The organism is Nocardioides pyridinolyticus (assembly GCF_054653575.1).
Genome location: NZ_BAAIFY010000025.1, coordinates 36,880 through 62,794, shown reverse-complemented (window position 1 = coordinate 62,794; position 25,915 = coordinate 36,880). Strand labels below are relative to the sequence as shown.

The following is a 25,915-nucleotide window of genomic DNA, read 5'->3' as shown; positions in this document are numbered from 1 at the left end:
GTCGGTCAAGGGCGAGATGGCGACCAAGCTGGCGCCGGGCGCCGGCGCGGCTTCTCCCGCGGCTACCCCCGCTGCTACCGAGCCGGTCGAGACCAAGGCCGAGCCGGAGGCCGGCGACGAGACCATCACCGAGGACACCGTCGTCGATACCGAGGACACCGTCGTCGATACCGAGGACACCGTCGTCGATACCGAGGACACCGGTCCGGCCGCGAAGGCCTCGGGCGGGTCGTCGCTGTTCGACACCCCCGCGGAGTCCGAGACCGCCGCGGAGGACAAGCCGGTCGCCGAGGAGGCGAAGGCCGCCCAGCAGGCGCCCGCGTCCTCGGGCGGATCGCTGTTCGACCTGGGTGGCGACGAGCCGGCCGAGCCGGCGCCCGCGGCCCCCCAGGCCGAGACGAAGACCGACTCCGACCTGGGCTCCGGGGGCTCGCTGTTCGACATCGGCGGCGACGAGCCGGCGGCGCAGCAGAAGGCCGAGCCCGAGCCTGAGCCCCAGGCTGAGCCCCAGCCTGAGCCCCAGGTTGAGCCGCAGTCCGCGGCCCCGCAGGCCGAGGAGGAGCCCACCGCCGACCTCGGGTCGGGCGGGTCGCTCTTCGACATCGCGGCTCCGGAGCCGGAGGCCCCGAAGGCCCCGAAGGCCCCGAAGACCGAGGAGACCGCGGAGCCGCAGGCCGTGGAGCCCGAGCCGGAGCCGGCGCCGGCGCCGGCGCCGGTGCAGCGGGCCGAGCCCGCCCGGGAGCTCGACTTCGGCGGGTCACTGTTCGACATCGCCGCGGACGAGCCGGCCGCCGCGCCCGCGAAGCCGGCGGCGGAGGAGAAGCCCGAGCCGAAGCCCGAGCCCGATCCGGCCCCCGAGCCCACCGACAGCGGCAAGCCGGACCCGGTCGCGCTCAGCCAGGCCGCCACCGACGCCGCGCGCGACGAGGAGCCCGAGGCCCCGCAGGCCGAGGACAAGGCCGAGGACAAGCCCGAGCCCGAGCCCGAGGAGAAGGCGGAGGACAAGCCGAAGCCGTCCGGCGGCCCCGGCCATCAGCCGCGGACCGACGTCGACATCAACGGAGCCGGGTCGCTCTTCGACCTCTGAGGCACGGCTACCGTGGGGCAGGTGCGGACCCGGCTGCTCGCCATCGCCGCGCTCCTGGCCCTCGCCCCGGGGTGCGCGGACGAGCCCGTGCCGATGAGCGACCCGGGGCATCGGCCGAGCCCGACCGGCAGCGCCACCACGAGTCCCGCCCCCGAGCCCCCGGCCGACATCGGCCCGGCGTTCCGCGCGTTCGCCCGCGGCGGCGAGCCACCGCCGATGGCCGAGGAGGTCCAGCTCTACCTCGGCAACGCCTTCACCGGGGTCGTCACCGCCGACGACGACCGCGACGCCTGGGCGACCTGCACCGAGATCGGGTCGTACGCCGGACGCAGCTGCCCGCTCTCCCCGCTGACCGTCCTGCGGCAGCACGACGCGGTCACGTACACCGCGAAGCCGCGGGGATCCTGCATGCCGACCTACGGCCCGCTGCCGCCCGACCTGCGCGAGCTCGACCGCACCGTCGTCGTCCCGCCGCTGACGAGCGTCGACGCATGCGCACAGCGCTTCGCCGTCCAGCTCCTCACCGACGACGGCGGCCGACTGGTGGCGGTCTCCACGCTGCTGGGTGAACCCTAGGAACCATGGACCCGGCGGAGTACCGCGACGCCCGCTGGTACGCCCTGGTCCGCGATGCCGCCGCCCTCGGCGTGCCCGCGGACGAGGCGCCCGCGCTGGTGCAGCGCGTGCTCGACGAGCAGCGGCGCGCCATCCGCCGGTCCGACGACCCCGACCCGGGGGTCCAGCAGGCCCTGCGCGACGCCGTCCACCCGCCGCCGCCACCGGGTCCGCGCCGCCGGATCGCGCTCGCCGCCGTCGCCGCCGCGCTGGTCGCCGTCGGCGTCGGCGTAGCGCTGACCCGACCCGACGACCTACCCGGGGACCGGCTCGAGGGCGACCAGGTGCCGTCCCTGTTCGGGTACGACGCCGCGCACGCGCGGGCCCTGCTCGAGGACCGCGGCCTCGACGTGGCGATCCGGCCCCTCCGCGCCTGCGAGGTGCTCGACCGGGCGATCGGCTCGGACCCCGGGGCGGGCCAGCGGTTCGACCGGGGCGACCCGATCACCGTGTTCACCGCCGTACCGGCCGACGTCACCTGCCTGACCGACTACACCGACCGCGAGGCGGCGTGGGCGCTGCTCGACTTCGCCAACGGGCGTGGGCCGGCGCCGGAGTTCGCCGGCCGGGTCTTCGTCCGCCCCGGCGACGCCCGCCTGGTCGTGCTGGACGGCTCGGCCGCCGCCGACCGGGCGGGCTGGGACGGCACCGGCGTCCTCGACGGCCTCCGCGACGCCTCCCGGGAGGTCCGGCTCGTCACCGAGCGCCCGCTGCACTACGCCGTGCCGGCGATCCGGATCCTCGCCGCCGACGAGCAGCTGGGCCGCTGCGGGCTGCCGGCGCCGCCGGTCGCGGGGTCGGCCGACGCGTTCTCCCTGCTCGTGCGCCCGCCCGACCGCACCGGCTGCGGCGTCCGGGTGGACGTGTTCCGCGACGGCGGCGCGATCGAGGCGGTGGCGTACTACCCGGCGGGGTCCTGACGGGCCGCCTCGGGCTCGTCCTCGACCACGACCGGCCGCAGCCGGGCCCAGGCGATGAACACGACGCCGAACGCGAGCATCGCCAGGCCGGCCCACAGGTTGGCGCTCGCGTCGCCGGTCCCGTTGTCGCCGGCGTCGAGGATCCCCATCACGGTGAGGATCACGCCGTAGAGGCCGATCAGGCCCCCGATCACGTTGCGGATGTCGTAGACGCCCGCGGTCTGCCTGCGTGCCATGTCGTGCTCCTCAGAAGGCGATGTTCAGGACGGTGACGAGGACGAGGGCGATGCCCGCGAGGGGGAGCGTGCGGCGGTACCAGGGGTACGTCGCCTCCCGCGGGTCCACGAGGTCCTCGCGCGGCGTCTCGGAGTAGACCAGGCCGCGCAGCTCCTCCGCCGGCTTCGGCTTGGTGGCCAGCGAGACCACGATGCTGAGCACGATGTCGACCACGAAGGCGACACCGGCCGCGACGAACGACGCCCCCTGCCCGCTCAGCGGCAGCGCACCCGTGCTCCACGAGCCGAACGCGTCCTCGCTGAGGAACGCCACGAGCACGGCGGAGAGCGTGCCGGCCGTCAGGCCGACCCACCCGGCTGTCGCGGTCATCCGCTTCCAGAACATGCCGAGGATGAACGTGGCGAACAGCGGGGCGTTGAAGAACCCGAACAGCGTCTGGAGGTAGTTCATGATGTTCGAGAAGTTGGACGCGAGCTGCGCGGTGAAGATGGCGACCACGGTGGCGGCGACCGTCGCGAACCGGCCGACGCGCAGGTAGTACTGGTCGTCGCGCTCCTTGACGACGTACCGCTCCCACAGGTCGTAGGACATGACGGTGTTGAACGCCGAGATGTTGGCCGCCATGCCGGCCATGAACGCCGCGAGCAGGCCGGCGATGGCCACGCCGAGCAGGCCGTTGGGGAGCAGGTCGCGCATCAGGTAGATGAGCGAGTCGTTGAACGTCACGGTCCCGCCCGCACCTCCCGAGACCTCCTCGCCGGACTTGGTCCGGGCGATCTCGGTGACGAGGACCGCGGCGATCATGCCGGGGAGGATCGTGATGAACGGGACGAACATCTTGGGGAAGGCGCCGATGATCGGGGTCTTGCGGGCCGAGGAGATCGAGTCGGTCGCCATCGCGCGCTGGACCTCGACGAAGTTCGTGGTCCAGTAGCCGAAGGAGAGCACGAAGCCCAGGCCGAAGACGATGCCGACGACCGACAGGAAGTCGGAGGAGAAGCCGGTCAGCGCCGTGCCCGGCCAGGAGCTGAGCTGGTCGGCGGCGCTCGCCGAGCCGCCGGCGCCGGCGTTCTCGGTGATCTTGTCCCTGAGGCCGTTCCAGCCGCCGACCTCCTGGAGGCCGAGGATCGTCAGCGGCAGCAGGGCCGCGACGATCACGAAGAACTGGAGGACCTCGTTGTAGATCGCCGCGCTCAGGCCGCCCAGGGTGATGTAGGACAGCACGATGACGGCGGCGACCACGAGCGCCAGCGTGAGGTTCCACCCGAGCAGCGCCCGGATGACGCTGCCGAGCAGGTAGAGGTTGATGCCCGCGATCAGCAGCTGGGCGACCGCGAACGAGATCGAGTTGACCAGGTGCGCGCCGGTGCCGAACCGGCGGTACATGAACTCGGGGACCGAGCGCACCTTCGAGCCGTAGTAGAACGGCATCATCACGACGCCGAGGAACAGCATCGCGGGGATCGCGCCGATCCAGAAGTAGTGGACCGCCGGCAGGCCGAACTGCGCCCCGTTGGCCGACATGCCCATGATCTCGACGGCGCCGAGGTTGGCCGAGACGAAGGCGAGGCCGGTCACCCACGCGGGCAACGACCGGCCGGACAGGAAGAAGTCGAGCGAGTCGGAGATCTGGCGGCGGGCCAGGAGGCCGATCCCGAGGACGACGGCGAAGTACAGGGCCACGATCAGGTAGTCGACGAACGCCGCGTCGATGATCGTGCTCGCCAGTACGGGGGGACTCTGCATCAGGGGCCTCTCTCACACCCGACAACGAACCACCGGATGACGTGCCCCGTCGCCTTCGGCAACAAACCCGGGTCGCACGCCGACGCCGGCATGACATCACTATGGCGTTGATATGACATCGCAGTGATGTCATCGTGGTGCGCATGGACATCACGCCGTACGTCGACAGCCTCCGCCGGGACCTCATGGCCGCGGCCGAGGCGGCCGGCCCCGAGGCGAGGGCGGTCGCGGAGCGGCTCGCGTTCGCCCTCGACCCCGCGGCCCGGCTCGCGATGATGGAGGCGGTCTCCCAGGCCGCCGCCGAGATCACCGCGGAGATGCCGGCCGGCAGCGTCGACGTACGCCTCGTCGGACGCGAGCTCGACTTCGTCGTGGACAGCGGTCCGGCTGTCGCACCCGAGGCGCCGCGCCCCGCCCCCACCGAGGAGGACCCCGAGGACGATGGCAACGTCGCCCGGATCACCCTCCGCATCCCGGAGTCGGTCAAGGCGAAGGCCGAGGAGATGGCCGCGCGGTCCGGCGGCTCGCTCAACACCTGGCTGGTCAACGTGGTCCGCGCGGCCACGCGGGACGGCGGCGCCATCAACGTCGACCTCGACCTGTCCAGCATCCCGTTCCTCAGCGGCAACGACCCCTTCGGCGGCGGCAAGCGGGGCCACCGCCGGATGACCGGCTGGATCTAGGCCCCGCACCCGACCTCCCGGGACCGGCACCAGGCCGGTCCCGCGGACGAGCACACCCTCTTCCCAGGAGACCCCCATGACCAGTCACCAGTTCGAGACCCACCGGCCCGTCCACCTGTTCACCGCGATCGGCAAGGGCTCGGTGAAGGTGGTGGCCACCGACACCACCGAGACCCGCGTGGACATCTCCGGCCGCGACGCCGAGGAGGTCGAGGTCCACCAGAGCGGCGACGAGGTCAGCGTGCAGGGCCCTCGTCAGCGCGGCATCTTCGGCGACCACCGCCTCGACGTCGTCGTGACGCTGCCGACCGGGAGCCACGTCGTCGTCCGCACGGGCAGCGCCGACATCTCCGTCACCGGCACCGTGTCCCGGAGCCAGCTCAAGAGCGGGTCCGGGGACGTCGAGGTCGACGTCGTCGACGGAGTGCTGGTCGTGGAGACCGGCTCCGGCGACATCCGCGTCGAGGAGGTCCGCGCCGAGTTGAAGGCCAAGAGCGGCTCGGGCGACGTCCTCGTCGTCGACGCCGGCTCGACCACGCTGGTCTCGACGGGCTCCGGCGACGTCCAACTGGGGACGACCCGCGGCCCCGCCGTCGTGAAGACGGGATCCGGCGACGTGAAGGTCGGGGACGGCGGTGCCGACATCACGGTCACGACCGGCTCGGGCGACATGGTCGTCTCCGCCGCGCGCAACGGCCGCGTCACCGCCAAGGCCGCCTCGGGCGACGTCCACGTCGGCATCCCCGCCGGCCTCCCCGTCTGGACCGACATCTCGACGATCTCCGGAGAGATCCGGTCCACCCTCCAGGGCGCCGGTCAGCCGCAGGACGGCGCACCGCACGTCGAGGTCCGCGCCCAGCTGGTCAGCGGCGACATCGTCCTCGCCGAGGTCTGAGCGAGGTCTCCGGTCAGGACAGCTGGCCGGTCACCCTCGCATCGCCACTCCCCGGCGCCAGTACCCCATGAAGGCGACCTGACGGCGGTCGACGCCGAGGTCCTTCACGAGCACGCGACGCAGGCCGGTGACCAGGCCGGACTCCCCCGCGATCCAGGCGTAGAGGTCCTCGAGGTCGTGCCCGACCGGCGCGTGGCCGCTGCCGACGTCCTCGCCGGAGGAGGAGTACGTCGGGGTCTCCCACAGGTCCGGGTCCACCTCCTCGGGGTCCTCGACCGGGCCGGCACCGGTGCCCAGGTGGGTCAGGACGGCCGCCTGGACCAGGGAGCCGTGGGGAGCGCCCTCGCGGGCCAGCCACACGACCTCGACGCCCTCGGGGTGCTGGACGGTCTGGATGTCGACAGCGGTCGGGACCTCGAGGAACGCCGCCCCGGTGGCGTCCCACGGGAGGTGGCCCAGGGTCGCGCAGATCGCCGGGACGGCGGTCTCGTCGCCGACGAGCAGCAGGCGCTTCGCCGTACCGGGGTCGAACTCGATGCCACCGTAGAACTGGCCGCGGCGCGGCCCCATCAGCACCACCCGGTCGCCGACGGCCGCCCGGGCCGCCCAGTCGCAGCCCGGGCCGACGTCCCCGTGGTCGTCGGCGTGGACCACGATGTCGACGACCAGCCGGGCGTCGGCGCCCTCGCCGCGCAGGTCACGCACCGTGTAGGTGCGCATGTGCCCGCGCTCCTCCGCGGGGCGCTGGACCCAGGTGTCGAACCACGACTCGTCGGCGCCGGCGAACGACGGCGGCGGGCCGCCGGGCACGCCGGGGAAGACCAGCTTGATCCGCTGGTCGTAGAGCGGGCCGTCGACGCCGAACTCCGCGAGGCAGGCGCCGCCGAGCTCGATCCGCACGAAGGACGGGGAGAGCCGGTCCACCCGGACGACCTCGACCTCGTCGAGGATCATCGGGAGCGAGTGCTGCATCGTCGTCATGAAGTTAGGTTAGCCTAACTTCACGAGCTCAGATCTCGGTTCGGTGGAAGTTCTGGAACGAGCGCGACGGCGTCGGGCCGCGCTGCCCCTGGTAGCGGGAGCCGTACTTCGTCGAGCCGTACGGGTGCTCCGACGGCGAGGACAGCCGGAAGAAGCAGAACTGACCGATCTTCATGCCCGGGTAGAGCTTGATCGGCAGCGTCGCGACGTTCGCGAGCTCGAGCGTGACGTGCCCGCTGAAGCCGGGGTCGACGAAGCCTGCGGTCGCGTGAGTCAGCAGCCCGAGCCGGCCGAGCGAGGACTTGCCCTCGACCCGGGCCGCGATGTCGTCGGGCAGCGTCACGACCTCGTAGGTCGACCCGAGCACGAACTCGCCCGGGTGCAGGATGAAGGGGTTGTCGCCGTCCGGCTCGACCATCCGGGTCAGGTCCGACTGGTCGGCCGCCGGGTCGATGTGCGGGTACTTGTGGTTGTCGAAGACCCGGAAGAAGCGATCCAGTCGCACGTCGATCGACGACGGCTGGAGCATGCCCGGCTCGTACGGGTCCAGGGCGATCCGCCCGGCGTCGATCTCGCTGAGGATGTCGCGGTCTGACAGCAGCACGCTGGCACCCTACCGGCGGGCGGCCCGGCGCCGTCCGGACAATGGACCGGTGAGCTTCCAGCGGTACGTCGCGATCGGCGACTCCTTCACCGAGGGCGTCGGCGATCCCGACCCGACGCGCCCCAACGGCCTGCGCGGCTGGGCCGACCGGGTGGCGGAGCACCTGGCCACCCTCGACCCGGACTTCCGCTACGCGAACCTGGCGATCCGCGGGCGCAAGCTGCCCGCGATCCTCGACGAGCAGCTCGAGCCGGCCCTGGCCCTGCGCCCCGACCTGGTCACCGTCCACGGCGGCGGCAACGACGTGCTCCGACCCAAGGTCGACCTCGACGCCCTCGCCGCGCGGTACTCAGACGCGGTCGGTCGCCTGAGCGCCAGCGGCGCCCGGGTCGTGATGTTCACGCTCTTCGACCCCGGCACCTCGGGCATCTACGCCTCGGTGCGCGGGCGGTTCGCCGTATTCAACGAGTGGGCTCGCGAGATCGCGGACCGCCACGGCGCGACCCTGGTCGACCAGTGGCGGATGCGCGACGTCGAGCTCCCGGCGGTGATGGACTCCGACCGGGTGCACCTCAACGCCGCCGGCCACAGCATGATGGCGATGCGGGTGCTCGACGCCCTCGGCGTACGCCACCAGCTGGCGCCGCCGCCGCTCGCGCCGATCCCGGTCCTGGACCGGCGGGAGAAGCTCGCCGAGAACGCCCGCTGGACCCGCGAGTTCCTCGTGCCGTGGGTGCACCGCCGGCTCACCGGCCGGTCCTCGGGCGACGGTCTGGACCCGAAGCGTCCGACCCTCCTGCCGATCGACTAGGATCGCCGCGCAGCATGCGGATGTAGCTCAGTTGGTAGAGCGCGACCTTCCCAAGGTCGATGTCGCGAGTTCGAGTCTCGTCATCCGCTCCACGTCCAGAAGACCCGCCTCCGTGCGGGTCTTCTGTGTCTCCGGCCGTTGCCGATTCATCACGGTAGGCAGGTGAGTGCCCACTCCCCGTGCCGGGCCCACCGAGGGGAGTGCCGATTCGCCTGCCTCCCGTGATGAATCGGCGCGCGCGACACTGCCGTGACTGATGATGCACTTGACTATCCAAGTGACCAGAGGTGACAGTGGGGTGGCTCCCTTCCCCTGAGTCTCGAGGTCTTCCTTCCATGTCTCGCCGCCCCATGCTCATCGTCGTCGGCGCCCTGGTCCTCCTGCTGGCGCTCGCGCCCTTCGTCCCCCGCGGCGGCGGTGACGACGACTCGCTGGTCCCGTCCGGCGACCAGGAGTACGGCGCCCGCGCGGCCGACACGGCCGGCTTCTCGAAGCTGACCCCGCAGGCCCGGGCCGAGATCGACCGGGTGGTGAACGAGGGCACGATGCTCAGCCGCCGGACGGCCCGGACCACGGGCAAGGCCACGCCCGAGCAGCTCGCCGAGACCGCCGTCCGGTGCGCGGAGTTCGAGGGGCAGCGCTATTGCCTGGGCGCGGGCTGGACCCACGACACCGAGGAGCAGGTGCGGGCTCGCACCGTGAGCGCCGCCCGGCAGGTCGCGGCCCGCCCGGCCGGCGCGGTGGAGACCACCGGAGACCTGGACGCGCAGTCGGCGCTCGCCCAGCGGGCCCGGATGAGCCCGGCCGCACTGGCCCGGGCCGATCGTGCCGAGCTGCGGATGGCCGCTCGCTCGATCGCCAAGGTGTGGCTGCTCCGCCACCAGATCGAGGGCGTGCCGCTGCCCGAGGGCTTCCTCGACCGGCACCCGGAGGCACGCGAAACCTCCACGAGCGCCGCGGTGGCGAAGCCGCAGAGCGCGACGCCCAACACCGCCAAGCCCACCAAGTCGCCCAGCCCCACGTCGTCCCCGACGGTCCAGCCGACCAAGGTGCCGGTCAAGGGCCACTACCCCAGGCGCTTCCAGATCCTCGACGGCGACAACACCGCCGCGCAGACCCGGACCTACTGGTGCGGCCCGGCCTCGATGCAGATGATCGCGTGGGGCTGGCAGAAGGCGCGGAAGCCGCAGAAGCACTGGGCCAGCCGTCTGCGCACCACCACCAGCGGCACGTCGATCTGGGACATGGTGCGCGTGGTCAACCAGGCGACCGGCTACGACCGGAAGAAGTACGCCGGGCCCTACATCGTCCTCGACATCGGCGACTACACCTTCAGCAAGTGGATGCAGCTGATGATGCGCCACATCTACGACTACCGCGCACCGGTCGTGCTGCACCCGATCCTGCTCAAGCGGTACTACCCCTACCTCGACGACGACGCATCCGGGCACTTCCAGGTGGGCCGCGGCTTCGCGAAGAGGGGCAAGAAGCCCGACCAGCTCGGCTACTTCGAGCCCTGGAACCAGCAGCGGTTCGACCCGTCCGAGCCCTACATCGCCCGCGTGCAGTGGCGCGACGCCTACCGCAGCTTCCGCGCCAACAAGGCGCACTTCCAGCACAATGTCGGCGTCTGAGGCCGGCGTGCGGCGCCTGCGGTACGCCGTCGCGGGCGTCGCGGTGGCGCTGACGCTGACCGCGTGCAGCGACGGCGGGCCGGAGGGCACGCAGCCGACGACGGACCCGATGACGGAGCCGACGACGAGCCCGTCGACGACCGCGGCCGGCCCGACGCCGACCGAGTCGCCGACCGCCACCGGCACCACCGCACAGGAGCTCGACTGGCAGCCGGTCGACGCACCGGTCCGCGACAGCGTCACCCGGAACAGCGACTGGACGCTCACGGTGACCGGCAACGGCGCGGGCTGGTCGCTGGACGGCCCGCGGGGCTCCTCCGGCGAGGGCTCGTCGACGTGGCGCGTCAGCGACGGGCTGCTCGACGAGCGCTGGGCGGTCGTGGTGCTCCAGGACCCGACCGAGGCGGAGCCGAGCCGGGCCGAGGTCACCGACCTCGAGACCGGTCACACGTTCACGATCGACGCGACGTCCGACGTACCCACCACCAACGGCGGCACCTGGGCCCTCGGCGGCGACCGGCTGATGCACGCGACCGTCGGGCCCGGCCGCGCCTACTGCGTCGCGACCGTCGACCTGACCACCCAGGACTCGCAGCTCTCGTGGTGCGCCCCGAAGCGGCACGGCTTCAACGGCGGCCAGCTCACGCCTGGCGGCGCCTCGGTGCTGAGCTTCGACGCCGGCCGCCCCTCCTGCCGCACACTGATGGCGATCAGCGGCACCGAGGCGACCCCGTTCGACGGGGTCGAGGAGTGCTCGGCCTGGGACGGCCTGCTCACCGAGGACGGCCAGGTGTGGTCGGTGATCCCGAACGAGAAGCGGATCGAGCAGGCCCACTTCCACGCGACGTCCGGCGGCGAGGAGACGGACCTCGGGCCCGGGGTCGCCGGCAGCCTGGTCTGGTGCGGCGAGGCGGCGTGGTTCACCCGCGACCCGCAGACCGAGGGCGACCCGGCGGCGCTGATGCGCTGGTCCCCCGCCGACGGACTGAGCGTGGCCTACGAGTCCCCCGGTGGCCGGGCGTTCCTGTCCGAGCCGCGCTGCGGCGGCGACCACGTCACGGTCACGGCGCTCGCCGAGGACGGCGACGAGCAGGTCACCGCCCGCGTGCGCTGAGGAAATTCGCGCCACACCCGTCACGCAGGCGCCCTCGCTGCGTTGGACCCACTGTCGGAGCATGGGGATCCGACGTGACGGCGAGGTGGCGGCGTCGCAGCGGGTGCCGCCACCTCGTCTCGTTACGCTTGCCGGTCGTGAGCGCTCCCTTCACCGGCTTCCCCGTCGCTGCCCTGGACTTCTACGACGACCTCGAGGTCGACAACACCAAGGCGTTCTGGGAGAAGCACAGGACCGTCTACGAGGAGTCGGTGAAGGCGCCGATGGCCGCGCTGTGCGCGGCGCTCGAGCCGGAGTTCGGGTCGGCCAAGATCTTCCGCCCCTACCGCGACGTCCGGTTCGCGAAGGACAAGACGCCGTACAAGACCCACCAGGGCGCGTTCGTCCGGGTCGGCGAGGCGACCGGGTGGTACGTCGAGGTCTCGCCCCGCGGCGTCCGCACCGGTGCGGGCTTCTACGAGGCCAGCGGCGGCCGCCTCGCTGCCTTCCGCGCGGCCGTCGCGCACGACCGGTTCGGTCCCGCCCTGGAGAAGATCCTGGCGAGGCTCGCGAAGCAGGACTTCGAGATCGGCGGCGACCGCCTCAAGACCACGCCCCGCGGGTACGACGCCGACCACCCGCGCATCGAGCTCCTCCGCCACCGGTCCCTGACCGCCGGCCACCAGCTGGGCTTCGAGCCCGTGATCCACACCCCCGAGCTGCTCGACCTCGTGCGCGAGGACTGGCAGTCGCTGCGGCCGCTCGTGGAGTGGGTCGCCGAGCACGTGCGCGACTGACGTCAGTCCCACCACGCGTCCGCCAGGGCGAGGTCACGAAGCCGGTCCTCGTCGACCGAACCACCCCGCGGCACGACCTGGGCGACGGCGACGTACCCGCCGGCGGCGAAGACGCGTACCTCCGCCAGGGCGAACTCCTCGAGCCCTCCGGGCTGCTGCTCCATGACCCTTACGACGCGCGAGCCGGCGATCCGGTCACGCCGGGGTGAAGCTCGCCATCGTGCGGTCCGGCTCCCAGTAGGCCTTCATCGACGTGACCAGGCCGGCGTCGTTCACGACGTAGACCATGATCAGCTCGGTCGTCGTGTGGCTGCCGTCGGGGAACGAGGTCCGGATCCGGCCGATGTTCGCGCAGGTGTTGCCGCCCGGGTTGGCGAAGGAGTCGTGGATCTCGAACTCGAACTGCGCGATCGGCGCAATTGCGCTGTTCCAGAACGCCGCCATGCCCGCGTGGCCGCGATGCCCCCGCCCCTCGGGGCGAACATCGACGGACCCACCGGGTCCTCGAGCACCGCGTCCTCGGCGTACACCGTGAGCCACTCGGCCAGGTCGCCCTTGGCGACGGCGGAGGCGACGGCGGAGTAGGAGCGCTGCGAGGCCGCCCGCGCGGGGTGGTCGTCGTTCGGCGCGGTCCACGTGATGGCGTCCGACGTGATCATGGCGCCACTGTAGAACACGTTCTACTGCGCCGTCCTGCCCGACCGCTCAGTGGGGCTGCCAGGCGTCCTCGTCGGCGGTCCGCGAGGTCACCGCGTCCGGGAGGCGCCGGTCGGCGAGGTCCTGGATGGAGACGTTCTCGAACACGTCGCGCAGCGAGCGGCGGCCGGCGATCCACACGTGCTGGAGCACGTCCGCGGCCTCGTTGTAGGTGACCGCCTCCGGGCGCAGGCCGTAGACGGAGACGAGCGGACCGTCGACGGCGCGGATCACGTCGGCGACCGAGACGCTGCTGGCCTCGCGACCCATCCGCCAGCCACCGGACTGCCCGCGCTGGGACATCACGACGCCGGCGCGGCGCAGGTCCGCGAGGATGGCCTGGAGGAAGCCGTGGGGGATGTCCTGGAGCCGGCCGAGCTCCTCCGCGCTCACGGCGCGACCGTCTGCACGCGAGGCCATCTCGATCAGCGCACGCAGGGCGTAGTCGGACTTGGCGGAAACTCGCATGCGTCCAGTGTGTCAGATGTGTCGACTTGTTCAGTCGACCTTGGCGGCTACTGGTGGGCGACGAGGTCGCCCGGGCGTGCCGATCCCCCTCCCGCTCGGCCTGGTCGAGCTTGACCGCCCACGAGATCCACAGCACCCACAGGGTGACGACGAGCGAGGCCACCAGCGCGATCGTCAGGTGCTCGGCGCCGATCTGGATGCCGAGGGTGCGGACGTTGGTGAACACGATCAGGCCGCCCGCGGCGACGCCGAGGATGCGGGCGGGGAGGTAGCGGACCAGGGTCGCGGCGATCGGGGCGGCGACGACGCCGCCGAGCATCAGTGCGGGCACGACGGCCCACTCGATGCCCTGGCTGCCGAGCGCGGCGAGGAAGCCGAGGGAGGCGCCGACGGAGACGACGACCCGGGCCGTCCGGCCGTCGAGCTGGACGAGGAACGTCGCTCCCGCGAACGCACCGACGAATCCCGGGATGGCGAGGATGCCGACCGTGCGCCAGTCCACGTTGCCGAGCGTGTGGTGGGCGACGCCCGAGACGAGCGAGGTCCCGATCTCGGAGAAGTGGATCGCGGCGCTGGCCGCGGCGGGCCCGAGCCCGCCGGCGACCAGCAGCGTGGCGGAGTGACGCCGTAACCCATGCCCAGCGAGCCGTCGACCAGCTGGGCGGCGAGGCCGAGCAGGGCGAGCAGGACCAGCTTGCGCATGAGCGTCACCTTCGAGACGGATTGACCACTACGTCAAGTGCTTTCATGGTCAATCCGTCCGCGGTGTCGGTCAAGCGGCGACCAGCTCCTGCTGCTCCGTCGCCAGGCGGCGGGAGCGGCGCTCCTGCTTGACCGCCCAGACGATGCCGCTGATCCAGAGGATCGCCACGGTGACCGCGAGCGCGATGACCTGGTTGGTCGAGGCGCCCAGCGCCTCGGCGATCGTCTTGGAGTTGGTGAGGATGATCAGGCCGCCGGCCGCGACGCCGAGCACCCGGGCAGCGAGCTTCTTGACCAGCCAGGCCGCGATCGGCGCGGCGATCACGCCACCGGCGAGCAGCGCGAGGGCGTACTCCCAGTGGATGCCCTGCGCGCCCAGCGCGAACAGGAAGCCCAGCGAGCCACCGACCGCGACGACGAACTCGGAGGTGTCGATCGAGCCGATCACCTTCCGCGGCTCGAGCCGGCCCGAGGAGAGCAGCGTCGTGGTGCCCACCGGGCCCCAGCCACCGCCGCCGATCGCGTCGAGCGCACCGCCGACCACGCCCATCGGGGCGAGGAAGCCCGCGGACGGGCGCGACTTGAACGTCGGGCGGCGGCCGCCGAGGACCAGGAACCGCCACACGACGTACCCGCCAAGCGCGAGCAGGATGCCCGCGACCCAGGGCTTGGCCGTGTCGCCGTCGAGGCTGGCCAGGAACGTCGCGCCGGCGAACGCGCCGACGAAGCCCGGGACCGCGAGGATCGACACGGTCCGCCAGTCGACGTTGCCGAGCTTGTGGTGCGCGATGCCGGACACCATCGACGTGCCGATCTCGGAGAAGTGCACGGCGGCCGACGCAGCGGCCGGCGCGACGCCGGCGGCCAGCAGCAGCGTGGACGACGTGACGCCGTAGGCCATGCCGAGCGAGCCGTCGATGAGCTGGGCGAGGAGGCCGACGACGCCGAGGACGATGAGCTTGCGCATGTTCGAGTTGCACCCTTGAGTCGGTTGAGTCCAGTGACTCGATCAAGTTTGCCACAACTATCGCTTTTGCAGGGTATTGCCGATCACTTTCCCAGATCTCGGGTTTGACCGGCGCCGGTTGCGGGGTTACTGATGGGTACGTACCCTTGGTGTTACCGACGAGTAAGCAACGTGAAGGTGGGGCCGTGAGCCACTACAAGAGCAACATCCGCGACATCGAGTTCAACCTCTTCGAGGTGTTCGGCCGCGACCAGGTGCTGGGCACCGGCCCGTTCGCCGAGGTGGACACCGACACCGCCCGCTCGATCCTGGCCGAGGTCGACCGCCTCGCCCGCGAGGACCTCGCGGCGTCCTTCGAGGACGCCGACCGGAACCCACCGGTCTTCGACCCCACGACCAACACCGCCCCGGTGCCGGAGTCGTTCAAGAAGAGCTACCAGGCCTGGATGGACGCCGAGTACTGGCGCCTGACCACCTTCGCCGACCTCGGCGGCACCCCGGCCCCCTCCAGCATCTGCTGGGCGATGGGCGAGCTGGTGCTCGGCGCCAACCCGGCCATCTGGATGTACGGCGCCGGTCCGATGTTCGCCGGCGTGCTCCACCGCAACGGCAACGAGCGCGACCGCAAGATCGCCCAGCTGGTCGTCGACCGAGGGTGGAACACCACCATGGTGCTGACCGAGCCGGACGCCGGCTCCGATGTGGGCGCGGGCCGCGCGAAGGCCACGCAGAACGACGACGGCACCTGGAACATCGAGGGCGTCAAGCGCTTCATCACCTCCGCCGAGAGCGACCTCACCGACCAGATCATCCACCTGGTCCTGGCCCGCCCGGTCGGCGTCGAGGGCGCCGGCGGACCCGGCACCAAGGGGCTCTCGCTCTTCGTCGTGCCGAAGTACCATTTCGACCTCGAGACCGGTGAGCTCGGCGAGCGCAACGGCGTCTACGTCACCAACGTCGAGCACAAGATGGGCATCAAGGTGTCCAACACCTGCGAGCTCACCTTCGGCGACCCGGGCGTCGGCGGCGGCGAGCCGGCCGTCGGCTACCTCCTCGGCGAGGTCCACAACGGCATCGCGCAGATGTTCCAGGTCATCGAGAACGCCCGCATGATGGTCGGCACCAAGGCCATCGCGACGCTGTCGACCGGCTACCTGAACGCGCTCGAGTTCGCCAAGGAGCGCGTCCAGGGCGCCGACCTCACGCAGTCCGCCGACAAGACGGCGCCGCGTGTGACGATCACCCACCACCCCGACGTACGCCGCTCGCTGATGACGCAGAAGTCGTTCGCGGAGGCGATGCGCGCCCTCGTGCTCTACACCGCCACCTGGCAGGACCAGGTGATGGTCGCCGAGCACAACGGCGAGCGCGACGAGCTGGCCGAGAAGGTCAACGACCTGCTGCTCCCGATCGTGAAGGGCTACGGCTCGGAGCGCTCGTGGGTGCTGCTGGGCACCGAGTCGCTGCAGACCTTCGGCGGCTCCGGCTTCCTGCAGGAGTACCCGATCGAGCAGTACGTCCGTGACGCCAAGATCGACACCCTCTACGAGGGCACGACCGCGATCCAGGGCCAGGACTTCTTCTTCCGCAAGATCGTCAAGGACCAGGGCGCCGCGCTGGGCCACCTGGCGGGCGAGGTCAAGAAGTTCATCGACAGCGAGGCCGGCAACGGTCGCCTCAAGAACGAGCGCGAGCTGCTCGCCACCGCCCTCGACGACGCCCAGGCGATCGTCGGCCACATGATCAACGAGCTGATGTCCGCCCAGGACGAGGTCCGCAACATCTACAAGGTGGGCCTCAACACCAGTCGCCTGCTGATGGTGCTCGGCGACGTCGTCTGCGCGTGGCTGCTGCTCCGCCAGGCCGAGGTGGCCCTGGAGAAGCTGGGCGGCGACCCGGGCAAGGACCAGGCGTTCTACGAGGGCAAGGTCGCCGCGGCGCAGTTCTTCGCCCAGAACGTCCTGCCGAAGATCTCCTCCGAGCGCGCCATCGCCGAGGGCGTCGGGCTGGACCTGATGGACCTCGACGAGTCCGCCTTCTGACCCCTGTTCCACCCGAGTCGGCGCAGCTTCAGCTGAAGCTGCGCCGACTCGGCTATTTCAGGACGTCGCGGGCGGCCCGGCGTACGGCGTCGGTGAGCCGGTCGAGGACCGGTGAGTCGAGCCGCCACCGCTGCCAGTGCAGGGGTACGTCGACGTGCAGCCGGCCGACGAGCGGCACCAGCCGGTCGCGCTCGACCCGCAGCTGCGGCTCCGGGATCATCCCCCAGCCGAGCCCGAGGCAGACCGCCTCGAGGAAGTCCGCGGACGTCGGCACCCGGTGCACGACCGGCGGCGCCGGCACGCCGCGACCGGCCAGCACCTCGTGCTGGAGCAGGTCCTTCTCGTTGAAGACGACGACCGGCATCGCCGACCAGTCCGGGCCTCGGCCCCGGCGGTACCGCGCAGCGACCTCGGGCGTCGCGGCCGGCACGTAGCGCAGCACGCCGAGCCGCTCGACCGAGCAGCCCTGCACCGCCGTCGGCTCCGAGGTGACCGCGGCCAGGACGCCGCCGCTGCGCAGCAGGCCGGCGGAGAAGGCCTGGTCCTCGACGTGCAGCCGGAGCACGACGTCCCCCCAGCCGGCGACCTCGGCGACCGCGCCGCGGAACCAGGTGGCCAGCGAGTCGGCGTTCACCGCGAGCGGCAGGTCCACGACCGAGGTGTGGCCGTGCGCGAGCGCGTCGCGGACCTCGTCGTGGAGCAGCCGGGTCTGCCGGGCCAGCCGGAGCAGCACCTCGCCGTCCTCGGTGGGCCGGCACGGCGTCGTGCGCTGCACGACCACCCGGCCGACCTGCGACTCGAGCGCGCGGATCCGCTGGCTGATCGCGGACGGCGTCACGTGCAGCGCCCGTGCCGCGGCCTCGAACGTGCCGTGGTCGGCGATCGCGACCAGGGCGGCGAGCTGGGACGGTGCGAGGTCCATGAAGAAATGCTAATGGTTGCTGAATATCTTTCGCTGGCCTTCACCGGGCCGGAGCCCTAGCGTTGGCCGGGTGCTCGACTCCCTGCTCGCCGGCGTGGTCACCGGCCTCTCGCTCATCGTGGCCATCGGCGCGCAGAACGCGTTCGTGCTGCGGCAGGGACTCGCGCGCGAGCACGTCGGCCTGGTCGTCGCGATCTGCGCGGTCTCCGACATCGTCCTCATCACCGCCGGCGTCGCCGGCATCGGGACCATCGTCGAGCGCGCGCCGTGGGCGATCGACCTGATCCGCTGGCTCGGCGTCGCGTTCCTGACCTGGTACGGCGTCAGCTCGCTGCTGCGCGCGCGCAAGGCCGAGTCCCTGCACGCGAACGGCGGCGGCGCCCGGCTGACCCGACGCGGTGTCGTCGTGCGCGCCCTCGCGCTCACCTGGCTCAACCCGCACGTCTACCTCGACACCGTGCTCCTGCTCGGGTCGATCGCCAACCACGAGGGCCCCGTGGGCCGCTGGTGGTTCGCGGTCGGCGCGTGCGTCGGGAGCCTGCTGTGGTTCTGCGGCCTCGGCTTCGGTGCCCGGCGGGCCAGCGGCCTGCTCGCGCAGCCGCGGGCGTGGCAGGTGCTCGACGTGCTGATCGGCCTGACCATGTTGGCCATCGCACTCTCCCTCGCGCTGGGCTGACCCTGTCTTCTAGTGTCGGTGGCATGACCGACCACATGACCGACCAGCAGGTGCTGAGTGAGTACGTCGACGTGTGGTGGCGGGCGATCAACGACTTCACCGACCTCCTCGAGGAGCTCGACGAGGCGGAGTGGGCGACGCCGACCGACCTGCCCGGCTGGGACGTGAAGGCGGTGGCCTCGCACATCGCGCACCTCGAGGCCATCCTCGCCGGCGGCCGCGAGGAGACCGCCGAGGTCGGCGAGCCCGACCACGTCACCGGGATGATGGGGCTCTACACCGAGGTCGGCGTGGTCAACCGCCGCGACGCCAGCCCGGACGCGATCATCAACGAGATCCGGTCGGCCGCCACCGCGCGGCACACGGCGCTGCTGGCCGACCCGCCCACCGACGGCTCCGCGAAGCCCGACCCGATCTTCGGCGGCGTGCCCTGGGACTGGCGCACGCTGCTGCGCAACCGCCCGCTCGACGTCTGGATGCACGAGCAGGACGTCCGCCGCGCGGTCGACCGGCCCGGCGGCATGGACTCGCCGGCGGCGAGGCACACGGCCGAGTACCTCGCCGAGAGCCTCGGCTACGTGCTCGCCAAGCGGCTGGGCGCCCCGGCCGGCACGACCGCCGTGCTGGAGATGGAGGGCAGCGCGCCGTTCGCCTACGCGGTCGACGACGCCGGGCGGGGCGAGCGGCTGTCCGACGTACCCGGCGAGCCGACGGTGCGGCTGCGGATGGACCGCGAGGCGTTCATCCGGCTGGCCGGCGGCCGCTGCGATCCCGAGCCCGGCACGGTCGAGGTCGAGGGCGACCGGGACCTCGGGCAGCGCCTGCTCGACGCGCTGGCGACGACCCCGTGACCGCGGCCGACCGCTGGGACCCGGCCGACATCCCGCCCCAGGGCGGCCGCACGATCCTCGTGACCGGCACGACCGTCGGCGGGCTGGGGCAGTTCACCGCGCTGGAGCTGGCCCGGCGCGGCGCCCACGTCGTGCTCGCGGGCCGGCGCGCGGAGCGGGTCGCCGAGACCCGGGCCGCGATCCTCGAGGAGGTGCCCTCGGCGTCGCTCGAGTCGCTGGTGGTCGACCTCTCCGACCTCGCATCGGTACGCCGGGCGGCGGCCGAGGCCGCGGCCCTCGGCCCGATCGACGTGCTGGTCAACAACGCCGGCGTCATGGGAACGCCGTACGAGCGCACGGCCGACGGCCTCGAGCTCCAGATGGCGACGAACCACTTCGGGCCGTTCCTGCTCACCGGCCTGCTCCTGCCGCAGCTGGTCGACAGCGAGGACGCGACCCTGGTGACGGTGTCATCGCAGATGCACCGCGTGGCCCGGAAGGCGCCGCTCGACGACCCGCGGGTGCAGCACGGGCGCTACCAGCCATGGCCGACCTACGCGCAGTCCAAGCTCGCGAACCTGCTCTTCACCTACGAGCTGGAGCGCCGGTGCCGCCGGGCCGAGCTGCCGGTGCGGGCGCTGGCCGCGCACCCCGGCTTCGCCTCGACCCACCTGGCCGCGAACGGCCAGTACGGCCGCGCCGCCGGCGGCCGCGCCTCGATCCTCGACGGCGCGATCAAGCTGATCTCGCCCAACACCCCCGAGCGGGGCGCGTGGCCGACGCTCATGGCCGCGACCGCCGGGCTCCCCGGCGGGACCTACGTCGGGCCGGACGGCTTCCTCGAGGGCGGCGGCCGGCCCCGGGTCACCACCTCCAGCAGGCTCTCCCACGACGAGACCGCCCAGCGCCGGCTGTGGCAGCTGAGCGAGGAGACGACGGGGATCAGCTACCCCTGACCGTGGGACCGCTCGGTCGCCGCACGGCGGGAGTCCGCCCGGCGCCGCCCCCTGCGTGCGAGCATGGCCCATGCCGCCCACGTCCACGCGACCCTCGTCGCCGGCTCCTCGCCGGGCTGCCCCCGCTGCTGGCGGCCACGGCGGGCCTGACGCCGGCGACGCTCGTCCAAGCGCCGGCGCACGCGGCCGAAGCGCGGACCGAGCGCGCTGCCGAGCGCCCGAACATCGTTCTGATCACCTCTGACGACCAGACGAGTCGGACCTGCGGTGGCTGCCGAAGACCCGACGCGTGCTGGGCCGGGCCGGTGTGACGTTCACCGACATGGTGGCCCCGCACCCCAACTGCAGCCCCTCCCGCGCCCAGATGCTCACCGGCCAGTACGCCCACAACAACGGGGTACGCACGAACGCCCCGCCCTGGGGCGGCCACGAGAGCCTCGACCCCTCGGCGGCGCTGCCGGTCTGGCTGCACGCGGCGGGCTACTCCACAGCGTTCGTGGGCAAGTACCTGCACGGGTACGACGAGGACGACGGCCCCGAGCCCGGCTGGGACCGCTGGCGCCCGATCGTCGGGCTGCAGTCGCCCGACGGCGATCGGGGCGTCGGGCTCCCGGGCGACTACCACTCGTTCGTCCAGTACGCCGCCGGCGAGCTGGTCCGGTTCGGGCCCGAGGACTACCACACCGACACCGTGGCCCAGCAGGCGAAGGATCTGGTCGGGGACCTGAGCGCCGGCGACCCCCCGTCCTTCCTCTGGTCGAGCTTCATCGCGCCCCACGGGACGTGCGACGGCGGCAGCTCGAGGACGTGCTCGGCCCCGCCGCCCCCGGCCGACCGGCACGCCGACATCCTGGAGGACGTCGCCCTCCCCTCGCTGGACTCACCGTCGTTCAACGAGCGGGACGTGTCGGACAAGCCGCCCGCGATCCGGCGCCGACCCGTGTCGCCCCAGGAGCAGCAGCACCTGTTCACCCAGCGCATCCGCACGCTCGCCGCGCTCGACGAGGCGGTCGCGGGCATCGTCGCGGAGCTCGAACGCACCGGCGAGCTGGACGACACGGTCGTGCTCTTCACCTCCGACAACGGCTACCTGTTCGGCGAGCACCGGCTGACCGGCAAGAACGTGCCGTACGAGGAGGCCCTCGGGGTGCCGTTGCTCGTCCGCGGGCCGGGCATCCCGCGGGGGGGAGCGGCGCCGCCAGACGGTGGCCACGGTCGACCTGGCGCCGACGATCGCGGGGCTCACCGGGGCGACGCCGATGCGGAAACCCGACGGCATCGACCTCACGCCGTACCTCGTCGCGAACGCGCCGCAGCGGGACCGGGCGCTGCTCGTCCAGGCGGGGTCGGGCGCGGAGGTCCAGCGACGCGCCTGGCAGTACCGGGCCGTCCGGACCCGCCGCTACACGCTGGTGCGGTGGCAGGAGCCGCCGTTCCGGGAGCTGTACGACCGTCGTCGTGATCCGTGGCAGCTGACCAACGTGTACGACGACCGCCGCCACTCCCGCATCCGGCACCTCCTCCAACTCCACCTCGTCGAGACGCTCCAGGACTGCGCGGGCCGGGAGTGCCGGCGCCGCGTCCCGCCGCTGCCGCGTCCGACGGCTCCGTCGTGACGCCCGCCACGGGCGTTCAGCCCCGGTCGCGCACCCGCACGAACCCACCGAGCACGGGCACGTAGACCGAGCCGTCCGGGCCGAGGGTGACGGCGCCGTGGTGGTTGTCACGGAGGAGGCCGAGGCCGGTACGGCGGGCCCAGACGGCGCGGCCGGTGTCGAGGTCGATCGCGGTGAGGTACCACGCGTTGACGCCGAGCCAGCTGTGCCGCTTGGTGTAGGCGTAGGCCAGGCCGACGGCGGTCGAGACGGCCGGGGCGCCGCTGGGGGCGTCGAGGGCGGACTGCCAGGTGACCGCGCACTCGCCGTCGGCCCCGCCGAGCACGTCGACCCGCGCGAGGCCGCCGGTGGTGGTGCGGCCGAGCGTGGTGGAGAGCGGACCGCCGTACCCGTCGGAGTTCTGCACGAGCAGCCCGTCGCCGGCCGCGACCAGCCCGCCGTCGGTCGCGCCGGAGTCGTCGTCGAACACCTCGGTCCGGCAGACCACGTCGCCGGTGTCGCCGCGGTGGACGACGACCTGGAGCCGCGGGTCGCGGACGTCGGCGAGGGCGACCAGGCCCGACGGCAGCACGACCGGCGCGCTGCCGCGCTCGCCGCCGTCGTCGTACGCCGCCGCCCAGGCCTCGACCGGCTTGCCGGCGTGCAGGACCACCTTGTGCAGGGCGCCGGAGCCGGCGACGTACACCCCGTCGACCGTCGCCGTGACCGGCCGGGTGACGGTGTCGTCGAGGTCGAGCACCCGGGTGCGTCCACCGGCGACCACCCCGACGACGCCGTCGTGGCTGGCGAACCAGAGACCGCCGTGGCCGTCGGGCGCGATGCCGGTGACGCAGTCGCCGTCGGGCAGCCGGTCGGTCAGGTCGACGGTCGCCGCGGTGGTGAGGTCGGGCTCGCCCTCCGCGTCGGCCGTCGTGATCGCGAGCACCCGACGGTCGCCGGTGGCGACCAGCACGCGGCCGCCGGCCACCTCGAACACCGGCTCACAACCGGGCGGCAGGTCCTTGGTCGCGAGCTGGCGCAGCGACTCCGGGTCGAGCAGCCGCAGCACCGCGCCGCACACCGTCACCAGCCGCCCGTGGTCGTCGAACCGCACCTCGCGGCACTCGGCGACGCCGTACGACTTGGTGGTCACCTGCGGCGACTCACCGAGGGGCGCGTCGACGTGCTCGACGTTCACGATCGCCGGGCGGCCGAGGTACGACGGGGTGACCAGCGCGCCGGGACCCGGCGGCATCCGCACCCAGCCGTCGGGCACGACCCAGGCGAGGCCGGCCAGGGCGAGGACCGCGGCGACCCAGACCGCCGTCACCCGCCGGGTCGGGCGCAGCCAGGCGCGGACCGATCGGCTGTAGAGGGATCCGGCGGCGAGCACCAGCACCAGCGGGCCGACGGCCCACCACAGGACTCCCACCCCCACCAGGGTGGCCGTGCGCGCGAACCTCATCTCGCCCCCAGGCTAGGCGTCGGCAGGCCCTCGGCCGTGGATCTCGCGCTCGGCCGGTGCGGTGTCGGCGCGGGTCAGGACGACGGGGCCGCGCCGGCGGGGCTGATCAGCCCCTCGCGGCGCCCGACCAGCACGGCCAGGCCGCTCGTCGCCGCGACGGCGGAGCCGTTGATCCCGAGGACCGCGACGCTCTTCACGAGCACGAACGTCTCCAGCGACTGGGAGGTCAGCAGCCACAGCGTCATCGTGGCCTTGCCGAGCGCCAGCAGCGCCCAGAGCAGCGTCAGGTGCCGGAAGAGGCGCTGGATCCCCGGGCGCACCGAGAGCTCGTCGTCCATCGGGTAGAAGTCGCCCGCGAGCCGGGCCACGACGGGCCGCCCGCGCCCGAGGGACACCAGGAACGCGGTCCCGATGAGCGCGTCGGTGATCACCGGCTGGAGGAAGTACAGGAACGTGCTGTCGGCCATCAGCGCGATCAGCGTGCGGCCGGTCATCACCGCGGCGGCGAGCACAAGGAGTCCCGACGGGCGGCGGCCGGTGAGCGAGCGCCAGGAGATCGCGCCGTACGCCCAGCCCAGCGCGGCGAAGATCGCCGGCCAGACGCCGAGGACGCGGAAGGTCGTGTAGAAGACCACGGCCGGGACCGCACACGCGATCACGAGGCTGGTCGAGACGCGTCGCGCCACGGCGCCGAGGGTCGGGCGGTGGTGGACAGGAGTCTCGAGCAGCGTCGCGGGCATCCAGCGTCCGGTGCCCGCGCCCGGGACCGGCAAACGTGACGCGGACGCGCGTGGCCCGATGGGGCACTATGACGACATGAGCGACCCGCGCGCCGGACAGCCCGCCGAGCCCTCCGACCTGGTCGACGTCGCGCACCTGGTGACGTCGTACTACACGGGGGTCCCGGACCCGGAGGACCCCGACCAGCAGGTGGCGTTCGGCACCAGTGGCCACCGCGGGTCGTCGCTGCGGACGGCGTTCAACGAGACGCACATCCTCGCGACGACCCAGGCGATCGTGGACCACCGCCGGGAGCAGGGGTACGACGGCCCGCTGTTCCTCGGCCGCGACACCCACGGACTCTCGGAGCCGGCGTGGGCCACGGCGCTCGAGGTGCTGGCCGCGAACGACGTGACCGTGCTCGTCGACGACCGCGACGGCTACACGCCGACGCCCGCGGTCTCGCACGCGATCCTCCGCGCGAACCGCGGCGGCGGCACCGCCGACGGCATCGTGGTCACGCCCTCGCACAACCCGCCGGCCGACGGCGGCTTCAAGTACAACCCGCCGCACGGCGGCCCGGCCGACAGCGACGCCACGTCGGTGATCGCGCAGCGCGCGAACGAGCTGATCCGCGGCGGGCTCGCGGACGTGAGGCGGATCCCGTTCGCACGGGCGCGGGCGCACGCCGGTGCCTACGACTACCTCGGGACCTACGTCGACGACCTGCCCCAGGTGCTGGACATCGACGCGATCCGCCAGGCCGGCGTACGCATCGGCGCGGACCCGCTCGGCGGGGCGTCGGTCGCCTACTGGGGCGAGATCGCCGAGCGGCACCGGCTGGACCTCACCGTGGTGAACCCGCTCGTCGACCCGACCTGGCGCTTCATGACGCTCGACTGGGACGGCAAGATCCGGATGGACTGCTCGTCGCCCTCGGCGATGGCGTCGCTGATCGCGCAGCGGTCGTCGTACGACATCGCGACCGGCAACGACGCCGACGCCGACCGGCACGGCATCGTGACGCCGGACGCCGGCCTGATGAACCCCAACCACTACCTCGCGGTCGCGATCGGCTACCTCTTCGGCGGCGCCCGCCCCGGCTGGCCGGACTCGGCGCGGATCGGCAAGACGCTGGTGTCGTCGTCGATGATCGACCTGGTGGCCGCCGACATCGGCCGCGAGCTGGTCGAGGTGCCGGTCGGCTTCAAGTGGTTCGTGCCCGGCCTCATCGACGGCTCGTTCGGCTTCGGCGGCGAGGAGTCCGCCGGCGCGTCGTTCCTCCGCCGGGACGGCTCGACGTGGACCACCGACAAGGACGGCATCATCCTCGCCCTGCTCGCCTCGGAGATCCTGGCGACGACGGGGAAGACACCGTCCGCGCACTACGCCGAGCTCGTGGCGAGGCACGGGGAGCCGGCGTACGCCCGCATCGACGCCCCGGCGAACCGCGAGCAGAAGGCGGCCCTCTCGGCGCTGTCGCCCTCGGCGGTGACCGCGACGTCGCTGGCGGGCGAGGAGATCACCGCCAAGCTCACCGAGGCGCCCGGCAACGGCGCCAAGATCGGCGGGCTCAAGGTGACCACGGAGTCCGCGTGGTTCGCCGCCCGCCCGTCGGGCACCGAGGACGTCTACAAGATCTACGCCGAGTCCTTCCGCGGCCCCGAGCACCTCGCGCAGGTGCAGGAGGAGGCGCGCGAGGTGGTCAATGCGGCGCTGGGCTGAGCCGGCCCGTCGCATGTAACGCCGGGTTATTCGCTCCTCCCAGGAGTG

Annotated in this window: 25 protein-coding genes, 1 tRNA gene and 3 pseudogenes; 17 read left to right on the top strand and 12 right to left on the bottom strand. The window is 72.6% G+C overall.

Features of this window, described 5'->3' with window-relative positions:
* The 3 genes and pseudogenes from ACYQ0U_RS18495 to ACYQ0U_RS18485 form a co-directional block, all read left to right on the top strand.
* Positions 1–1,087, top strand: a pseudogene (locus ACYQ0U_RS18495) (hypothetical protein); the annotation flags it as partial.
* Between the two features lie 21 nt (positions 1,088–1,108).
* Complete coding sequence (locus ACYQ0U_RS18490; RefSeq protein WP_459975354.1) at positions 1,109–1,663, top strand: hypothetical protein; 555 nt, start codon at positions 1,109–1,111, stop codon at positions 1,661–1,663.
* A 5-nt stretch (positions 1,664–1,668) separates the two neighbouring features.
* Entirely contained in the window at positions 1,669–2,622 is a 954-nt protein-coding gene (locus tag ACYQ0U_RS18485) for a PASTA domain-containing protein (RefSeq protein WP_459975353.1), read from the top strand.
* On the opposite strand, the gene ACYQ0U_RS18480 is transcribed toward ACYQ0U_RS18485, so the two are convergent.
* Complete coding sequence (locus ACYQ0U_RS18480; protein WP_459975352.1) at positions 2,604–2,858, bottom strand: hypothetical protein; 255 nt, start codon at positions 2,856–2,858, stop codon at positions 2,604–2,606. The two genes, ACYQ0U_RS18485 and ACYQ0U_RS18480, sit on opposite strands and share 19 nt — an antisense overlap.
* 10 nt (positions 2,859–2,868) lie before the next feature.
* Complete coding sequence (locus tag ACYQ0U_RS18475) at positions 2,869–4,605, bottom strand: sodium:solute symporter family protein (RefSeq protein ID WP_459975351.1); 1,737 nt, start codon at positions 4,603–4,605, stop codon at positions 2,869–2,871.
* Between the two features lie 143 nt (positions 4,606–4,748).
* Here ACYQ0U_RS18475 and ACYQ0U_RS18470 point away from each other — a divergent pair, with 143 nt between their 5' ends.
* Together ACYQ0U_RS18470 and ACYQ0U_RS18465 are read left to right on the top strand one after the other, a co-directional pair.
* Complete coding sequence (locus ACYQ0U_RS18470) at positions 4,749–5,288, top strand: toxin-antitoxin system HicB family antitoxin (protein ID WP_459975350.1); 540 nt, start codon at positions 4,749–4,751, stop codon at positions 5,286–5,288.
* A gap of 76 nt (positions 5,289–5,364) precedes the next feature.
* Positions 5,365–6,183: a DUF4097 family beta strand repeat-containing protein gene (locus tag ACYQ0U_RS18465; protein WP_459975349.1), complete on the top strand. Its 819-nt coding sequence runs from the start codon at positions 5,365–5,367 to the stop codon at positions 6,181–6,183.
* Between the two features lie 30 nt (positions 6,184–6,213).
* On the opposite strand, the gene ACYQ0U_RS18460 is transcribed toward ACYQ0U_RS18465, so the two are convergent.
* Positions 6,214–7,164 (bottom strand): siderophore-interacting protein, encoded by a 951-nt coding sequence (locus ACYQ0U_RS18460; protein ID WP_459975348.1) that lies wholly within the window; start codon positions 7,162–7,164, stop codon positions 6,214–6,216.
* Between the two features lie 28 nt (positions 7,165–7,192).
* Positions 7,193–7,768 (bottom strand): dCTP deaminase, encoded by a 576-nt coding sequence (gene dcd / locus ACYQ0U_RS18455; protein WP_459975347.1) that lies wholly within the window; start codon positions 7,766–7,768, stop codon positions 7,193–7,195.
* Between the two features lie 49 nt (positions 7,769–7,817).
* Between dcd and ACYQ0U_RS18450 the strand changes: the two genes are divergently transcribed.
* The 5 genes from ACYQ0U_RS18450 (at position 7,818) to ACYQ0U_RS18430 (ending at position 12,103) form a co-directional block, all read left to right on the top strand.
* On the top strand, positions 7,818–8,579 hold the full coding sequence (locus tag ACYQ0U_RS18450; protein ID WP_459975346.1) for an SGNH/GDSL hydrolase family protein: 762 nt from the start codon (positions 7,818–7,820) through the stop codon (positions 8,577–8,579).
* Positions 8,580–8,595: 16 nt separating this feature from the next.
* Positions 8,596–8,671: transfer RNA gene (locus ACYQ0U_RS18445), tRNA-Gly, on the top strand.
* Positions 8,672–8,914: 243 nt separating this feature from the next.
* Positions 8,915–10,213: a C39 family peptidase gene (locus ACYQ0U_RS18440; RefSeq protein ID WP_459975345.1), complete on the top strand. Its 1,299-nt coding sequence runs from the start codon at positions 8,915–8,917 to the stop codon at positions 10,211–10,213.
* Positions 10,200–11,327, top strand: coding sequence for a hypothetical protein (locus ACYQ0U_RS18435; RefSeq protein WP_459975344.1), 1,128 nt, complete (start codon positions 10,200–10,202; stop codon positions 11,325–11,327). The genes ACYQ0U_RS18440 and ACYQ0U_RS18435 overlap by 14 nt, the downstream gene beginning before the upstream one ends.
* Positions 11,328–11,464: 137 nt before the next feature.
* The gene (locus ACYQ0U_RS18430) at positions 11,465–12,103 is read left to right on the top strand and encodes a DUF2461 domain-containing protein (RefSeq protein ID WP_459975343.1); all 639 of its coding nucleotides are present in this window, start codon (positions 11,465–11,467) and stop codon (positions 12,101–12,103) included.
* Between the two features lie 2 nt (positions 12,104–12,105).
* Here ACYQ0U_RS18430 and ACYQ0U_RS18425 read toward each other — a convergent pair whose 3' ends face one another.
* From ACYQ0U_RS18425 to ACYQ0U_RS18405, 5 genes and pseudogenes are all read right to left on the bottom strand, one after another.
* Positions 12,106–12,267: a hypothetical protein gene (locus tag ACYQ0U_RS18425; protein WP_459975342.1), complete on the bottom strand. Its 162-nt coding sequence runs from the start codon at positions 12,265–12,267 to the stop codon at positions 12,106–12,108.
* 31 nt (positions 12,268–12,298) lie between these two features.
* Positions 12,299–12,547, bottom strand: coding sequence for a nuclear transport factor 2-like protein (locus ACYQ0U_RS18420; protein WP_459975341.1), 249 nt, complete (start codon positions 12,545–12,547; stop codon positions 12,299–12,301).
* 261 nt (positions 12,548–12,808) lie between these two features.
* Entirely contained in the window at positions 12,809–13,267 is a 459-nt protein-coding gene (locus ACYQ0U_RS18415; RefSeq protein ID WP_459975340.1) for an RrF2 family transcriptional regulator, read from the bottom strand.
* A gap of 448 nt (positions 13,268–13,715) precedes the next feature.
* Positions 13,716–13,832, bottom strand: a pseudogene (locus ACYQ0U_RS18410) (sulfite exporter TauE/SafE family protein); the annotation flags it as partial.
* Positions 13,833–14,039: 207 nt separating this feature from the next.
* The gene (locus ACYQ0U_RS18405; protein WP_459975339.1) at positions 14,040–14,936 is read right to left on the bottom strand and encodes a sulfite exporter TauE/SafE family protein; all 897 of its coding nucleotides are present in this window, start codon (positions 14,934–14,936) and stop codon (positions 14,040–14,042) included.
* 185 nt (positions 14,937–15,121) lie between these two features.
* Here ACYQ0U_RS18405 and ACYQ0U_RS18400 point away from each other — a divergent pair, with 185 nt between their 5' ends.
* Positions 15,122–16,978, top strand: a complete 1,857-nt coding sequence (locus ACYQ0U_RS18400; protein WP_459975338.1) for an acyl-CoA dehydrogenase — start codon at positions 15,122–15,124, stop codon at positions 16,976–16,978.
* A 52-nt stretch (positions 16,979–17,030) separates the two neighbouring features.
* Here ACYQ0U_RS18400 and ACYQ0U_RS18395 read toward each other — a convergent pair whose 3' ends face one another.
* A complete protein-coding gene (locus tag ACYQ0U_RS18395) occupies positions 17,031–17,900 on the bottom strand; it encodes a LysR family transcriptional regulator ArgP (protein ID WP_459975337.1) in 870 nt (289 codons plus the stop codon).
* Positions 17,901–17,970: 70 nt separating this feature from the next.
* Between ACYQ0U_RS18395 and ACYQ0U_RS18390 the strand changes: the two genes are divergently transcribed.
* The 5 genes and pseudogenes from ACYQ0U_RS18390 (at position 17,971) to ACYQ0U_RS18370 (ending at position 21,978) form a co-directional block, all read left to right on the top strand.
* Positions 17,971–18,576 (top strand): LysE/ArgO family amino acid transporter, encoded by a 606-nt coding sequence (locus ACYQ0U_RS18390; protein ID WP_459975336.1) that lies wholly within the window; start codon positions 17,971–17,973, stop codon positions 18,574–18,576.
* Positions 18,577–18,599: 23 nt separating this feature from the next.
* Positions 18,600–19,427, top strand: a complete 828-nt coding sequence (locus ACYQ0U_RS18385) for a maleylpyruvate isomerase family mycothiol-dependent enzyme (RefSeq protein ID WP_459975335.1) — start codon at positions 18,600–18,602, stop codon at positions 19,425–19,427.
* Positions 19,424–20,362, top strand: coding sequence for an oxidoreductase (locus tag ACYQ0U_RS18380; RefSeq protein ID WP_459975334.1), 939 nt, complete (start codon positions 19,424–19,426; stop codon positions 20,360–20,362). Before ACYQ0U_RS18385 ends, ACYQ0U_RS18380 begins: the two co-directional genes overlap by 4 nt.
* A gap of 289 nt (positions 20,363–20,651) precedes the next feature.
* Positions 20,652–21,533, top strand: a pseudogene (locus ACYQ0U_RS18375) (sulfatase-like hydrolase/transferase); the annotation flags it as partial.
* Between the two features lie 34 nt (positions 21,534–21,567).
* Positions 21,568–21,978, top strand: a complete 411-nt coding sequence (locus tag ACYQ0U_RS18370; protein WP_459975333.1) for a sulfatase/phosphatase domain-containing protein — start codon at positions 21,568–21,570, stop codon at positions 21,976–21,978.
* A gap of 16 nt (positions 21,979–21,994) precedes the next feature.
* Here ACYQ0U_RS18370 and ACYQ0U_RS18365 read toward each other — a convergent pair whose 3' ends face one another.
* Positions 21,995–23,422 (bottom strand): hypothetical protein, encoded by a 1,428-nt coding sequence (locus tag ACYQ0U_RS18365; protein WP_459975332.1) that lies wholly within the window; start codon positions 23,420–23,422, stop codon positions 21,995–21,997.
* 74 nt (positions 23,423–23,496) lie between these two features.
* Complete coding sequence (locus ACYQ0U_RS18360) at positions 23,497–24,108, bottom strand: VC0807 family protein (RefSeq protein ID WP_459975331.1); 612 nt, start codon at positions 24,106–24,108, stop codon at positions 23,497–23,499.
* A 130-nt stretch (positions 24,109–24,238) separates the two neighbouring features.
* On the opposite strand from ACYQ0U_RS18360, the gene pgm reads away from it, so the two are divergent.
* On the top strand, positions 24,239–25,867 hold the full coding sequence (gene pgm / locus ACYQ0U_RS18355; protein ID WP_459975330.1) for a phosphoglucomutase (alpha-D-glucose-1,6-bisphosphate-dependent): 1,629 nt from the start codon (positions 24,239–24,241) through the stop codon (positions 25,865–25,867).
* The last annotated feature ends 48 nt before the right edge of the window (positions 25,868–25,915 follow it).